The sequence below is a fragment of the Microbacterium testaceum StLB037 genome (assembly GCF_008763945.1).
In the GTDB taxonomy this organism is placed as follows: Bacteria; Actinomycetota; Actinomycetes; order Actinomycetales; family Microbacteriaceae; genus Microbacterium; species Microbacterium testaceum_G.
In genome coordinates this window covers 55,676-67,980 of the sequence record NZ_VTQH01000003.1, presented here as the reverse complement: position 1 = coordinate 67,980, position 12,305 = coordinate 55,676, and the positions used below count along the sequence as shown (strand labels likewise).

General features: G+C 70.2%; 14 protein-coding genes. 7 read left to right on the top strand and 7 right to left on the bottom strand.

Going from position 1 to position 12,305, the window contains the following annotated elements; genetic code table 11:
• Positions 1–78: 78 nt before the first annotated feature.
• Positions 79–1,047, bottom strand: a complete 969-nt coding sequence (locus F9B98_RS12595) for a siderophore ABC transporter substrate-binding protein (RefSeq protein WP_150958001.1) — start codon at positions 1,045–1,047, stop codon at positions 79–81.
• Positions 1,048–1,133: 86 nt separating this feature from the next.
• On the opposite strand from F9B98_RS12595, the gene F9B98_RS12590 reads away from it, so the two are divergent.
• Positions 1,134–1,925, top strand: coding sequence for a siderophore-interacting protein (locus F9B98_RS12590; RefSeq protein ID WP_150957999.1), 792 nt, complete (start codon positions 1,134–1,136; stop codon positions 1,923–1,925).
• Positions 1,926–1,943: 18 nt separating this feature from the next.
• Here the strand turns inward: F9B98_RS12590 and F9B98_RS16255 are convergent, their stop codons facing one another.
• Positions 1,944–2,912, bottom strand: a complete 969-nt coding sequence (locus F9B98_RS16255; protein ID WP_191966831.1) for a GNAT family N-acetyltransferase — start codon at positions 2,910–2,912, stop codon at positions 1,944–1,946.
• A gap of 83 nt (positions 2,913–2,995) precedes the next feature.
• Here F9B98_RS16255 and F9B98_RS12580 point away from each other — a divergent pair, with 83 nt between their 5' ends.
• Positions 2,996–3,286 (top strand): DUF4287 domain-containing protein, encoded by a 291-nt coding sequence (locus tag F9B98_RS12580; RefSeq protein WP_150957997.1) that lies wholly within the window; start codon positions 2,996–2,998, stop codon positions 3,284–3,286.
• Here F9B98_RS12580 and F9B98_RS12575 read toward each other — a convergent pair.
• Positions 3,283–3,897 (bottom strand): MerR family transcriptional regulator, encoded by a 615-nt coding sequence (locus tag F9B98_RS12575; RefSeq protein WP_150957995.1) that lies wholly within the window; start codon positions 3,895–3,897, stop codon positions 3,283–3,285. The two genes, F9B98_RS12580 and F9B98_RS12575, sit on opposite strands and share 4 nt — an antisense overlap.
• A 71-nt stretch (positions 3,898–3,968) precedes the next feature.
• Between F9B98_RS12575 and F9B98_RS12570 the strand changes: the two genes are divergently transcribed.
• Together F9B98_RS12570 and F9B98_RS12565 are read left to right on the top strand one after the other, a co-directional pair.
• Complete coding sequence (locus tag F9B98_RS12570; RefSeq protein WP_150957994.1) at positions 3,969–4,481, top strand: DUF4188 domain-containing protein; 513 nt, start codon at positions 3,969–3,971, stop codon at positions 4,479–4,481.
• Positions 4,482–4,485: 4 nt separating this feature from the next.
• Entirely contained in the window at positions 4,486–5,373 is an 888-nt protein-coding gene (locus F9B98_RS12565; protein ID WP_150957992.1) for a sulfurtransferase, read from the top strand.
• On the opposite strand, the gene F9B98_RS12560 is transcribed toward F9B98_RS12565, so the two are convergent.
• Positions 5,354–6,685 (bottom strand): flavin monoamine oxidase family protein, encoded by a 1,332-nt coding sequence (locus F9B98_RS12560; protein ID WP_150957990.1) that lies wholly within the window; start codon positions 6,683–6,685, stop codon positions 5,354–5,356. The genes F9B98_RS12565 and F9B98_RS12560 overlap by 20 nt on opposite strands.
• A gap of 118 nt (positions 6,686–6,803) precedes the next feature.
• The gene (locus F9B98_RS12555; RefSeq protein ID WP_150957988.1) at positions 6,804–8,255 is read right to left on the bottom strand and encodes an amino acid permease; all 1,452 of its coding nucleotides are present in this window, start codon (positions 8,253–8,255) and stop codon (positions 6,804–6,806) included.
• A gap of 125 nt (positions 8,256–8,380) precedes the next feature.
• On the opposite strand from F9B98_RS12555, the gene F9B98_RS12550 reads away from it, so the two are divergent.
• Positions 8,381–9,583 carry a trans-sulfuration enzyme family protein gene (locus F9B98_RS12550; protein ID WP_150957986.1) on the top strand — a complete coding sequence of 401 codons (1,203 nt, stop codon included), beginning with the start codon at positions 8,381–8,383 and terminating at the stop codon, positions 9,581–9,583.
• An 18-nt stretch (positions 9,584–9,601) separates the two neighbouring features.
• On the opposite strand, the gene F9B98_RS12545 is transcribed toward F9B98_RS12550, so the two are convergent.
• Positions 9,602–10,411, bottom strand: a complete 810-nt coding sequence (locus tag F9B98_RS12545) for a Cof-type HAD-IIB family hydrolase (protein ID WP_263641782.1) — start codon at positions 10,409–10,411, stop codon at positions 9,602–9,604.
• Between the two features lie 101 nt (positions 10,412–10,512).
• Between F9B98_RS12545 and F9B98_RS12540 the strand changes: the two genes are divergently transcribed.
• A complete protein-coding gene (locus tag F9B98_RS12540) occupies positions 10,513–11,118 on the top strand; it encodes a GNAT family N-acetyltransferase (protein WP_150957984.1) in 606 nt (201 codons plus the stop codon).
• On the opposite strand, the gene F9B98_RS12535 is transcribed toward F9B98_RS12540, so the two are convergent.
• Complete coding sequence (locus F9B98_RS12535) at positions 11,039–11,365, bottom strand: DUF222 domain-containing protein (protein WP_150957982.1); 327 nt, start codon at positions 11,363–11,365, stop codon at positions 11,039–11,041. The two genes, F9B98_RS12540 and F9B98_RS12535, sit on opposite strands and share 80 nt — an antisense overlap.
• A gap of 317 nt (positions 11,366–11,682) precedes the next feature.
• Here F9B98_RS12535 and F9B98_RS12530 point away from each other — a divergent pair, with 317 nt between their 5' ends.
• The gene (locus tag F9B98_RS12530) at positions 11,683–12,300 is read left to right on the top strand and encodes a histidine phosphatase family protein (protein WP_150957980.1); all 618 of its coding nucleotides are present in this window, start codon (positions 11,683–11,685) and stop codon (positions 12,298–12,300) included.
• Positions 12,301–12,305 lie beyond the last annotated feature (5 nt).

The window sequence follows — 12,305 nt, the reverse complement described above, 5'->3', positions numbered from 1 at the left end:
GAGGGGTCGTCTTCTGTCGCCGGGGGCTCGCCCGAGCGACGCTTTTCGACCCCTCACGCGGGCGAGGGGAGGTCGGGATCAGGAGGCGAAGGCCTCGGCGGCCGACCGGTACAGCTTCGTGTACGCCTGGATGCCCTCGTCGAGGTAGAAGCTGGCGTCGAGGTAGACGACCTGGCCCTTCTGCACGGCGGGGACGTTCTTGAGGGCCTCGGCGTTCTCGATCAGCTCCTTGGCCGCGACGTACCCGTCCTCGCCGAACATCGCGTCGCGATCGAGCACGAAGAGCCACTCCGGGTTCGCCGCGGCGATGGCTTCGACGCTGATGTCGTCGCCGTGCGAGGCGTTCTCCGCGGCACGGTCGAGCGCGGGGGTCAGGCCCAGCGTCGGGAAGAGGTGACCCACGCCACGCCCCTCGCCTGGGGCTGCGTAGGAGATCTTGCCGCCGGAGGTGATGAGCCCCATCACGGTCTGCGACGGGTCATAGGCCGCCTTCGCGTCGGAGATGGCGTCGTCGAGGCCGGCATTGAGCGCGGTAGCCTCGGCGGTCTTGTCGAACACCTGCCCCAGGATCGTCGTCTGACGCTTCAGTTCGGAGGTGTGCTCCTCGCCGTCACGCGGGCTTGTCTCGATCGTGGCCGGCTGGATGTCCTTCAGCTGGTGGTAGATCTCGCGGAAGCGGTACCCCCCGACGATGAGGTCGGGGTCGGCGGCGAGGATGTTCTCGATGTTCGGCTCGCGGTGCAGGCCCGCGTCGAGCACCTCGTCGCCGCCCGAGAGCGAGGGCCACAGGTCGTACATGAGCGGCTTAGGGGCCGCGACGAGCGTCACGCCCCAGTCGCTGAGGGTCTGGAACGTCGTGTTGTCGAGGGCGACGACGCGCTCGGGCGAGACCGGCACCTCGATCGAACCGTGGTTGTCGTCGACCGTGACCGTCGCGGCTGCGGCGGCATCGTTCGCGGGCGCGGGGGCGGACGAGGCGCATCCGGTGAGGGCGAGCGCGGCGGCCAGGGAGGCTGCGGCGAGGGGACGGAACAGGCGTGTACTCATGCGAGATCTCTCCAGTGCTGTATGTGCGGGGGGGGGCGAACGTTGCCCTTCCGGGACGGTCGAGAAGTTAGGTTAGCCTTAGCTATGTGAAGAAGTCGAACCGGCCCCTCGGCGCACGACTCGAACCCCGCCGTCACGAGCTGGTGTTCCGGTCGGCGACCCTCGCGCAGCGCGCGTTCCTCACTCCCGCCTACGTGCGACTGCGTCTGGAAGGGCCGGATCTCGTCGGCTTCGACTCCCCCGGTGCCGATGATCACATCCGTGTCTTCTTCCCCCATGCGCGCGTGCCGGACGCGTCGATGGAGGGCATCCGCTCCTCACCCAACCGCGAGTACACGCCCGTCGAGTGGGATGCCACGGAGGGCTGGCTCGACATCGACGTCGCCCTGCACGGAGCCGGCGTCGGAAGTCGGTGGGCGCGGTCGGCGCCACTCGGGGCCCCCGTCGGCGTCGGCGGTCCGCGCGGATCGATGGTGCTCGTCGGGCGACCCGATGCCTGGCTCCTGGCGGGCGATGAGACCGCCGTGCCGGCCATCCGCCGTTTCGCCGCGACGATGGACGACCACGCCGTCGGGCGCATCGCCATCGAGGTCCCCGACGCGGAGCACGATCTCCCCGTCGCCGCCCCGCCCGGGGTCGAGGTGGTGCAGCTGCACCGCGGCGAGCGGCCCGCGGGCGCGGAGCTCTCCGACTGGCTCGACGCCCTGGACGTCGAGGAGCAACCCGACGGGTACGTCTTCGGCTTCGTCGCGGCCGAGCAGTCGATCGTCCGCGCCGGGCGCGCGCTGCTGCTCGACCGGTGGACGGGAGACCCCGCGGCCACCGTCGTGAAGGGCTACTGGAAGCGCGGGACCGCGGAATACCACGCCCCGCACTGAGGTGCGGAGTGCCCGTCCCTACGCGCGACCCTCGAACACGTAGAGCTCGCACTCGACGTCGTAGTAGTCCCGTGTCCGACCGGCCGCACGCATGCCGATGCGCTCAGCCACCGCACCGGAGGCATGGTTCGCCGGATCGGTCACCGCGATGAGGCGGCGGACGCCCTGCCGGTGGGCGAGTGAGAGGAGAGCGGATGCCGCTTCGGCGGCGTAGCCCCGCCTCCACGCGTCGGGGTGGAAATGCCAGCCGATCTCGACATCCTCTTCGCGGCCATCGGATGCACCCTCCGACCACGGGATGTGCTTGAGCAGCACCGATCCGAGACGCTCGCCGTCGGCCGTCGTGACGGCGCGCACGCCGAGCACGCCGTCGGCCAGCCCCCGCCAGCGGTCGAGCAGGTCGACGACCTCGGCCGGATCCGTCATGACCCGGCCGTCGCCCAGGTACCGTCTGACCTCGGCGCGGCGGTACATGTCGAACAGGAAGGCGCAATCATCCTCGGAGCGCGTCCACTCGCGCAGCACCAGGCGCTCGGTCACGAGGCTCGTGCGTCGCATCGGGACGTGCGGGATACCGTCCTCGGCGAACGGGGCGCCCGACACGACGAAGCCGAACCGCCCGTACCAGGGGGCCAGGTGAGCCTGGGCGTCGAGCAGGATCGGGATGCCGGGGGCCTCGGCATCCAGGAGCTCGATCGCCGCGCGCATGAGGTCGGCGGCGATGCCGCGGCCTCGGGCCACGGGGGCGGTGGCGACCCGTCCGATGCGGGTGTTCCGGGGCTCGCGGAGGACGCGGAGCGTGGCGAGGACGTCGTCGCCCTCGGCGGCCCAGAAGAGCTCGGCCCCCGGCTCGATGTCGCGGCCGTCGATCTCGGGATAGGCCGCCTCCTGCTCGACGACGAACACGGCGACCCGCAACCACAGGATGCGGTAGAGCGTCAGCGGGGCGATGTCGGCGACGGGCGAGCGGTGCACGGAGACGGCCATCCTCCGACCGTACAACGCGGGCCCCACCGCCCCCGGACCGCGGGCTCTCGCGCGATGTCGGGGGTGGGCGCTAGCCTCCTCGCATGTCCTTCCAGTCGTACCTCGACAACATCGAGACCAAGACGGGCCTGACCCCGCGCCAGTTCATCGCCCTCGCCGAGGAGCGCGGTTTCGGACCGGGCACGAAGGCAACGCCCATCCTCGAGTGGCTCAAGAACGAGTACGACCTCGGTCGAGGCCACGGCATGGCGCTCGTTCACGTCATCACGAAGGGTCCGAAGATCAGCGATGCGCACGTCGGCCGGTCCGGCCCGCACGGAGACAAGAGCGACACGCTCTGGCTCGACGGCGCGGCGACGAACCCGAATCCCTAACCGACGGGGCCGCCGAATCGCCGCGAAGCAGCGACCTGCTCGGCCACGCGCCGCAGGGCGAGGATGAGCGGTTCGACAAGGGCCGTTCCCAGCACGACGTAGCGCACCGCGTCCTCGAGCGAGGTGTCGGGGGTGGCCTCGAGCTCGGCCTCCGCAAGGGCCGACAGGTGCTCGAGGTAGGCGTCCATCACCGGCGGCGGGACGGTGAAACCCGCGCGGTCGAGGGTCGTGAGAGCGTGCGCGACCGCCGCGACCTGGTCAGGGAAGCACTTCTCGGCGGAGCCCCCCATCCGCTCCAGCAGGGCGAGGGCCTGCGTGAGATCGATGTCGGCGGGGAAGGTCGGCGTGACCGCGGCGTTCGCGGCGCCGAGCAGGTCGTAGGGATTCTCGGGCGGTTCCTCGAGTACGGCCACGACCTTCCGAACCCCCGAGAGGCCCACCCCGGCGTCGACCAGAGCGCGGATGACCCCCAGGCGCTGCACGTGCGCCTCGCCGTACGACGCCTGGGTCGGTGACGACCGCTCGCCCTCGGGGAGCACCTTCTCGCGGAGGTAGAACTTGATCGTGGCAACGGGCACGCCGGTGCGTTCCGCCAGTTCCGAGATTCGCACGCCGCTCCCCCTTGACTCGATAGCAATACTATCCAACACTGGATAGTGACACTATCGAGTGAGGACGAGCCATGACGCGCATCAATCCCGGACGGATGACCCACCGGTGGGACGACGAACTCGCCGTCTTCCATATCGGCATGACGATCAACAAGTGGTGGCGGCCGGATCACTGGATGCCGTTGATGAGCGACATGCCCAAGATGCTGACCGAGCTGGCCACCGACCCCGAGTCGGGACTGCTCGGGTTCACGATGCTGTTCGGCTCGCGCGGTCCCTACCTCGTGCAGTACTGGTCGTCGCTCGACAAGCTCTACGCATACGCCTCGGCACCGTCGCACGAGCACCGTCCCGCGTGGACGCGCTTCAACAGACGCGCACGGAAGGCACCCGGCGCGGTCGGCATCTGGCACGAGACCCACGTCGTCGAACGCGCCGAGACCATCTACGTCGCGACTCCCGCGATGGGTCTACCGAAGGCGACCGCGATCGTCCCGGTCGCCTCGCGCCATGACCGGGCGCGAGCGCGTGTCGCCGACGGACGCACAGGGGGCGACGCCGCGGTCGCCGAGGGGACAGACTGAGGGCATGGCCCCGATCCTCACGACTCCCGAAGAGCTGCACGACGCCCTCGCCGCCGGGCGCTACGACGACGGCGGCCCCGTCCGCCTCCTCGACGTGCGGTGGCGACTCGATCGCCCCGACGGTCGGCCGGACTACCGCGCCGGGCACATCCCGACCGCGCAGTACGTCGCCCTCGATCACGACCTCGCCGACCACGACGCTCCCGTCACCGAAGGTCGGCATCCGCTCCCCTCGATCGACGACCTGCAGGCCACGGCTCGCCGGTGGGGCATCGACCCGGGCGACACCGTCGTGGTCTACGACGACGCGAAGAACATGGCGAGCGCGCGGGCCTGGTGGCTTCTGCGCTCCGCGGGGTTCGCCGACGTGCGCCTGCTCGACGGGGCATTCCGCGCCTGGGTCGACGCCGATTTCGACGTGGAGGAGGGGGATGCCGAGATCCCGGCGCCCGGATCGGTCGAGCTCTCCTTCGGGGCGCTGCCCACTCTGGCGCTCGACGAGGTCGCCGACTTCACGAACGACGGACTGCTCCTCGACGCCCGGGCCGGGGAGCGCTACCGCGGAGAGACCGAGCCGATCGACCCGCGAGCGGGTCACGTGCCCGGGGCCGTCAGCGCGCCCACCACCGACAACGTCGACGACGACGGGCGGTTCCGCTCCCCCGACGAGCTACGGGCGCGGTTCCGCATGCTCGGCGCCGAGGACGGTATGAGCGTCGGCGTCTACTGCGGTTCCGGGGTCACCGCGGCGCATCAGGCCGTGGCGCTCAGCATCGCGGGCTTCGAGCCGACGCTCTTCCCCGGGTCGTGGAGCCAGTGGTCGAACCACCCCGAGCTTCCCGTGGCGACGGGTCCCGACCCGCGTGGAGGGGCTACGCCCACAGGTCGCTGACGAGGATCTCGCGGCCGAGCACGTTCTGCGCCGCGCGGTGACCGGAGAGCAGGGCCCCGGGAACCGTCGCCGGGTCGTCGCCCCAGGTCGCCTCCCCGGCGAGGTGGAGCACGCCGTCGACGGGTTCGGCGAGGACGTCGTGGTCGGCGCCCACGGAACCGGGGAGCATGAACGCGTACGACCCGCGGGAGAACGGGTCGTCCTGCCAGCGGGTGACGATCGCGCTCGTCGGCTCGGGGACGGCATCCCCGTACAGGCGTCGCAACTGCACCAGGGTCGAGGCGACGATCTCCTCGTCGCTCCAGGTCCGGGTCGCCACCGCCGCCGGCCCCGCGGCGAAGGTCAGCAGGGCGGGCTCGTCGTGCAGCCGGCCGAGGTCGTACCAGGAGTGCCACCACTCCCCCTCATCGCCGAGCTGACGGATGCCGTAGACCCCGGCATCCCAAAATCGTTCGGCGAAGCGCAGCACGACCTTCTCGAACGCGTTCATGCGCAGGAGCGCCAGGGCGCGTCGATGGGCTTCGGGGAGCGAGGGCTCGATCACCACGTCGCCCGCGTGGAGGACGCCGACAGGAACGGTGACGACCACCTGCTCGGCGGCGTAGGTGCCACGGTCGGTCCGAACGGTGACCCCGGCGCTCGTTCGCTCCACGCTCGACACGACATGCTCGAGGCGCACGTCGAGGCCAGCGGCGAGGTTCGTCGCCAGCTCGTCGTACCCGCGGGGGAAGACCACCTCGTCGCCGTCGACGGTGTCGTCGTCGAGTCCGTGCGCGCCGAGTCCGCTCATGCCGATGCCGTACTGCTCCTGGGCGCGGCGGTCGTTGTACTCGCGCACGCGCTCCTTTCGCTCGGTGTCCCACTCGTGCGTGTCGAGCGCCCTCTCCACGACCTCCCCGTAGGTGGCGTCCGGGCGGGCGCGGGCGATGATCTCGACGAGCGTCTGGTTCACCGCGCGGATGTCATCGGCGTACTGCCGCACGGCATCGGGGGAAAGGCGTTCTCCGCGCGCATCGAAGTACGTCAGGGGGCGGGAGTCGGGCTGATACCCCCCGACGGTGAACTCGACCATCGGCATGCCGAAGGCACGAGCCGCCTCGGCGACGGGACTGTCGTCGATGCCGTGTATCCATGAGGCACCCCGGTCGGTGATGTGCCCGCCGGAACGGTCGGTGAAGACGCGTCCGCCCACGCGGTCGCGGGCTTCGAGCACGACGACCCGGCGTCCCCCTCGAGCGATCAGGCGAGCGGCGGCGAGTCCGGACACGCCCGCGCCGACCACCACGACGTCGGCGCTGTCGACGGTTTCCATGGGCCCTCCCGCGAGCTCGCTGTTGCGGCGACGCTACTGGGGGCGGCGGGGTCCCGGCATCCGCCACTCCGGCGCTCGAGCGAGGGTCGAGTGGACGCGGTGTACAGCCCGTGACCGGTCAGGCGACGGGCGCCTCCTCGTCGCGTCGCGTGGGCGTGATGCCCTTGCGGCCGTACCGCAGCCAGAAGAACAGGTAGCACAGCCCCACGAACGGGATGCCGAAGTACAGCGCGGCGACCTGGTTCGGGTCGAACGCGATCGCCACGATCGACGCGGTCAACAGCACGAAGGCGAGGATCGGCACGAGCGGATACATCGGCGTGCGGTAGGCGAGGGTCGAGAGGTCTCCTCCCTCGCGCAAGAACTCGCGCCGGTGGAAGAACTGCGCGGCGACGATCGCCATCCACACGGCCACGGCCGCGAAGCCGGCGATCGAGACGAGCACGATGTACACGGTCTCGGCGGCGACGACGCTGGTGATGAGCGAGACGAGGCCGATCGCCAGGCTCACCAGCAGGGCGACCATGGGGATGCCGCGGCGCGTGAGCTTCGTGAAGGCGCGGGGCGCGTACCCCTCTTCGGCGAGGGAGAACAGCATGCGCGCGCAGGAATACAGCCCGCTGTTACCGACCGAGAGCAGCGCGGTAATGACGACGAAGTTCATGATGTCGGCCGCGTAGGGCACCCCGACGATGTCGAAGACCTCGACGAAGGGGCTCTCGCTGACGCCGGCCTTGTCGTACGGCAGCAGCGCGGCGATCACGACGATCGAGCCGACGAAGAGAACGAGCAGGCGCAGCACCGTCGAGCGCAGGGCGCGCGGAATGTTGCGCGCGGGGTCCTTCGTCTCTCCCGCGGCGACACCGACGATCTCGGCCCCGCTGAAGGCGTAGAACACGGCGAGCGAGGTGATCAGCACCCCGCCGAGCCCGGCGGGCAGGAGCCCCTCGGGGGTGACGAAGTTGCTGAGCAGCACCGCTTCGTGAGGCTCGGACGACAGCGGGGTGAAGCCGAAGATCGCCATGCCACCGAGCACGATGAGCGCGACGATCGCCAAGACCTTGATGAGGGCGAACCAGAACTCGGTCTCACCGAACACGCGCGCCGAGATGGCATTGAGGGTGAACAGCACCGCGGCGAACACCACGCACCACACCCAGACATCGACGTTCGGGAACCATCTCTGCATGAGAATCCCGGATGCCGTGAACTCCGAGCCCAGAGCGACGACCCAGCACAACCAGTACAGCCACGCCGTCGCGAACCCGGTCGCGGGACCCATGGTGCGGGCGGCGTAGATGTGGATGGAGCCCGACACGGGGTAGGTCACCGCGAGCTCACCGAGGCACACCATGACGAGCCACACGACGAAGGCTCCGAGCAGGTACGCGAGGACAGCGCCGAGGGGGCCGGCCTGCGCGATCGTGTAGCCCGAGCTGAGGAAGAGCCCCGACCCGATGACGCCGCCGAGGGCGATCATGACGAGGTGGCGCGCGTTCATCGCACGGCGGAGGCTCCGCGGCTCGGTCGGCCCGGCGGCCTCGACGGAGGAACCCGAGGGTCGGTTCATGGTGCTTCTCGCATTCGTCGTCGAGCCCGCGCATTCGGGCGACCGCAGGTCAGAGTAGACCAAGACGGCTGATTACGCTGAACGGGGCGCATCGAGTCCCTCGGTGGCGCAGGAAGGACGACGAGATGGCCGACCGCCCCGACCGCACCGACAGCGGCACCCTCGCCGAGGCGAGCCTGGCGGTCCACGCGGGCAAGCAGCTCGACAGCACGCGGGCGCTGCGCACGCCGCTGGTCATGTCGAACTCGTACGAACTGCCCGAGGATCCGAGCGAGATCAGCTGGTCGGCGACCGCCCCCGGTCTTTACACGCGCAACACCGGCGTCAACCAGCTCGCGCTCGAGCGCAAGCTCGCGGCCCTCGAGGGCGGCGAAGAGGCCGTCGCCCTCGCCTCCGGGGTCGCGGCCCTGCACGCGGTGTTCTTCACCCACGTGAGCGCGGGCGATCACGTCGTCGTGAGCGACGTCGTCTACGAGGCCACCTGGCGGCTGTGGAGCGACCTGCTGCCCCGGCGCTACGGCATCCGGGCCACCTTCGTGGACATCTCGGATCCGGATGCCGTCCGCGCGGCGATGCGACCCGAGACGAGGCTCGTGTGCGTCGAGGCGATCGCGAACCCGACGACGAAGGTGACCGATATCGCGGCCGTCGCCGAGATCGCCCACGCCGCCGGGGCGCTGCTAATGGTGGATTCGACGTTCACGCCGCCGCCGTTCTACCGCCCTCTGGCCGACGGTGCCGACCTGGTCGTGCACTCGCTGACGAAGTACATCAACGGTCACGGCGATGCGATGGGCGGGGCGGTGATCGGCCGGTCGGAGCTGATCGAGCCGATCAAGGCCGACGCGATGGTCGATGTCGGCGGGGTCATCTCGCCCTTCAACGCGTGGATGATCGAGCGCGGCTCGGTCACCCTCCCCCTGCGGTTGCGTCAGCACCTGTCATCCGCGGAGCGCGTGGCCGCGTTCCTCGAGGCGGATCCGCGGGTGGCCTTCGTGGCGTATCCGGGCCTCGAGTCCCACCCCGGCCACGAGATCGCACGACGCCAGTTCGGCGGGCGCGGATACGGCGGCATGCTGGCGTTCGCCATCGACGGCGGGCCCGAGGTGCAGAACCGTTTCGTCGCGCAGCTGCGGCTCGTCACCTCGGGCTTCTCGCTCGGGCACGACGACAGCCTGATCGTGCACACCGCCGCCGACGGGCCCCGCACCGTGACGTACCCGGAGGAGTTCCGGCGCTACGGGCACCTGCGGTTGTCGGTGGGCCTGGAGGACCCCGACGACCTGCTCGCCGATCTGGGGGCGGCGCTGGACGCGTCGGGGGTTTGAGCGGTCGGGGTCTGCGCCTCAGGCCTCGGGAAACAGATCGTCGATCGTCGTCAGCACGCCGTGGTCGAGGTTCGAGGGCGCGCGGTAGCGGGCGCGGGCCACGACCTCGGGGTGGGCCTCGCGCATCGCGTACGACCAGTCCGCGGCATCCAGCATCTCGAGGTCGTTCAGATAGTCGCCGAACGCGGCGGTCTGCGCGGGTGTGAGCTCGAGGGCGGTCTGCAGGCGACGCAGGGCTGCGCCCTTGTCGACGTCGAGGTTCATGATGTCGACCCAGTGACGCCCCGAGACGACGACGCGGTGGGTCGTGGCGACCTCGTCGAGCGCGCGAGCGACGCTGTGCTCTGCGACAGCGAAGTCGTAGATCGCGATCTTGAGCACGTCGTCGTCGACCGCGAGAATGTCGTCGACGACCTCGAGGGCGGCGTAGTACGTCTCCGCTTCGCGACGGAAGGCGTCGTCGGAGCGTTCGATGTACGCCGAACGCTTGCCGCACAGCACGACCCCCAGGTCGTATCCCCGCTCGCCGAGATCGCGGAGGTGCCCGACCACCCGCTCGACGACCTCGCGATCGATCGCGTCGGACGACACCTCGACGCCCGCGCGCACGACGTAGGCGCCGTTCTCGGCGATGAAGGTCATCTCGCCCGCCGCCTCGCCGAACGAGCGCTGCAGGGTGGCGAGCTGCCGGCCCGAGGCGGGGACGAAGGCCACTCCGCGCTCGGCCAGGCGCGGCAGGAGTTCCCACAGGGGCGCGGGGATGTTCCCTTCACCGTCGAGGAGGGTGCCGTCCATGTCGACGGCGATCAGGCGGATGTCATGGGGCACGGTCCTATCCTCCCAGGCGCATCGACGGGGTACGGATTCGGGGTTGGTGGCGGCAGGCACGGATCCGGGGCGGGCACCGGCGCAGCTGGTTGACTCGAGACATGGACCTCGAACGCTGTCGATCGGAAGACGTTGACGCGGTGACGGACTTTCTCGCGGCCGTCGACCTCACCCTGAGCGGCCTGGACGCGCCGACGGTGCGGCTCTGGATCGAACGCGACCCCGCCGGGGCCGTGACGGGTAGCACCGGCTATGAACTGAGCGCGGATGGCCGTCATGCGCTGATCCGCAGCGTGGCTGTCCGGCCCGAGGCCCGCTCTCGGGGGCGCGGCTCCGACCTGGCGCGCTTCGCCCTGTCGCGGGCCGCGGAGGAGGGTGCGTCCCGCGCGTGGTTGTTCAGCCGGCGCTCGGGGCCGTTCTGGCAGCGCCTGGGTTTCGCCCCCGCGGAGCGCGATGAGCTCGCCGCCGCGTTGGCCGATACGCATCAGGTACGACTGTTCCGGAACACGGGACAGCTCGAACGCGAAGTGGCCTGGACGCGCGCCCTCACGCCCGCAGACGCCGAGACCCCTTCTCAAAACGTGGCCGCCTCTTCGACAGACGGCGACGGATCATCGGGCGGGAACCTCAGCGCCGCTCGGTCAGTTTCGTCGGATTCAGCTTCTCTGCGAGCGCGGCCAACCGCGTGCGCAACCGCCCGGGGCTGAGCTCGGCGGCGAGCCCCGCGGCGAGCGCGTCGAACTCGGGCCTGCGGTCTTCGGGGAGAGGGGTGCCGGCATCCGTCACGATCCTCACGTGGGCGCGCGTGAGCGCTCCCGCTTCCCCAGCCCGAACGACCGCGGGGTACTCATCGACGAGCTGCATCGCTCGGCCGATGTGCGACTGCACGGTGCGGTCGGACAGGTGCCTCACCGCGGCCACCTCGGAGGCGATCTCGCGCATCGGCGAGTGCATGTGTGCATGCTAGCCACGACCTCCGACATTTCGAAGGCCTCCGGCGGGCTCCTGGGGAGAGATCGCGACACCGCGCAGCTGTGAAGGAAGGCCCGCCGTCATCGGAACCTATGAAACCGGAAAGAACGACCGAAGACCCCTTCCTCTCCGTTACCTCACCGTTATAGAGTGCTCGCACGGTAGTTGTTTTGCTGTGGCAGCTACCGACATGTGATTGCAGGACACTCTGGTGCAGGAAAGGGCCGGTCGGGAATCTCCCGACCGGCCCTTCGTCCGTCCGGGATGCCGAAAGGCGCTCGGCGCGAAAGGATGGACGCGTGAAGGACGAAGAGCTGACCGAGCCCGATGGGCGCATCGTGCTCGTGCGCCACGGCGAGACGGCGTGGAGCCGCACCGGCAAGCACACGGGACTCACCGACATCCCGCTCACCGAGACCGGTGCGTACAAGGCGGAACTCGCCGGCACCCTGCTGGCCACTCGGCGCTACGACCTCGTGCTCACGAGCCCCCTCCAGCGTGCCGTCGAGACCGCAGCCCGCGCGGGCTACCCCGACGCTCGCCCCGAACCACGCCTGGTCGAGTGGGACTACGGCGCGTACGAGGGCCTCACGACCCCCGAGATCATCGAGCGCCTCGGCCACGCGTGGACCGTCTGGGACGGCACGCCCGCTGGCGAGACACCCGGTGAGAGCGTCGCCGAGGTCACGGCGCGGGCGGAGTCGCTGCTCGACGAGCTGCGCCCCCGCGTGCGCTCCGGCCAGCAGGTCCTGCTGTTCTCGCACGGTCATTTCCTGCGCGCGCTCGCGGGCACTTGGCTCGGCCTCACCGCCGCCGGCGGACGCTACTTCGTGCTCGGCACCTCCGCCGTCAGCGAGCTCGGCTTCGAGCACGGCGCCGAGGTCATCACGCAATGGAATCACGTGCGCGGTCGCTGACGAGG

Bases quoted from the DNA above. Each gene is read 5' to 3' on its own strand.
- F9B98_RS12555 (WP_150957988.1), bottom strand. From the start codon at position 8,255: ATGAACCGACCCTCGGGTTCCTCCGTCGAGGCCGCCGGGCCGACCGAG.
- F9B98_RS12540 (WP_150957984.1), top strand. From the start codon at position 10,513: ATGGACCTCGAACGCTGTCGATCGGAAGACGTTGACGCGGTGACGGAC.
- F9B98_RS12580 (WP_150957997.1), top strand. From the start codon at position 2,996: ATGTCCTTCCAGTCGTACCTCGACAACATCGAGACCAAGACGGGCCTG.
- F9B98_RS12550 (WP_150957986.1), top strand. From the start codon at position 8,381: ATGGCCGACCGCCCCGACCGCACCGACAGCGGCACCCTCGCCGAGGCG.
- F9B98_RS12570 (WP_150957994.1), top strand. From the start codon at position 3,969: ATGACGCGCATCAATCCCGGACGGATGACCCACCGGTGGGACGACGAA.
- F9B98_RS12595 (WP_150958001.1), bottom strand. From the start codon at position 1,047: ATGAGTACACGCCTGTTCCGTCCCCTCGCCGCAGCCTCCCTGGCCGCC.
- F9B98_RS12560 (WP_150957990.1), bottom strand. From the start codon at position 6,685: ATGGAAACCGTCGACAGCGCCGACGTCGTGGTGGTCGGCGCGGGCGTG.
- F9B98_RS12565 (WP_150957992.1), top strand. From the start codon at position 4,486: ATGGCCCCGATCCTCACGACTCCCGAAGAGCTGCACGACGCCCTCGCC.
- F9B98_RS12535 (WP_150957982.1), bottom strand. From the start codon at position 11,365: ATGCACTCGCCGATGCGCGAGATCGCCTCCGAGGTGGCCGCGGTGAGG.
- F9B98_RS16255 (WP_191966831.1), bottom strand. From the start codon at position 2,912: ATGGCCGTCTCCGTGCACCGCTCGCCCGTCGCCGACATCGCCCCGCTG.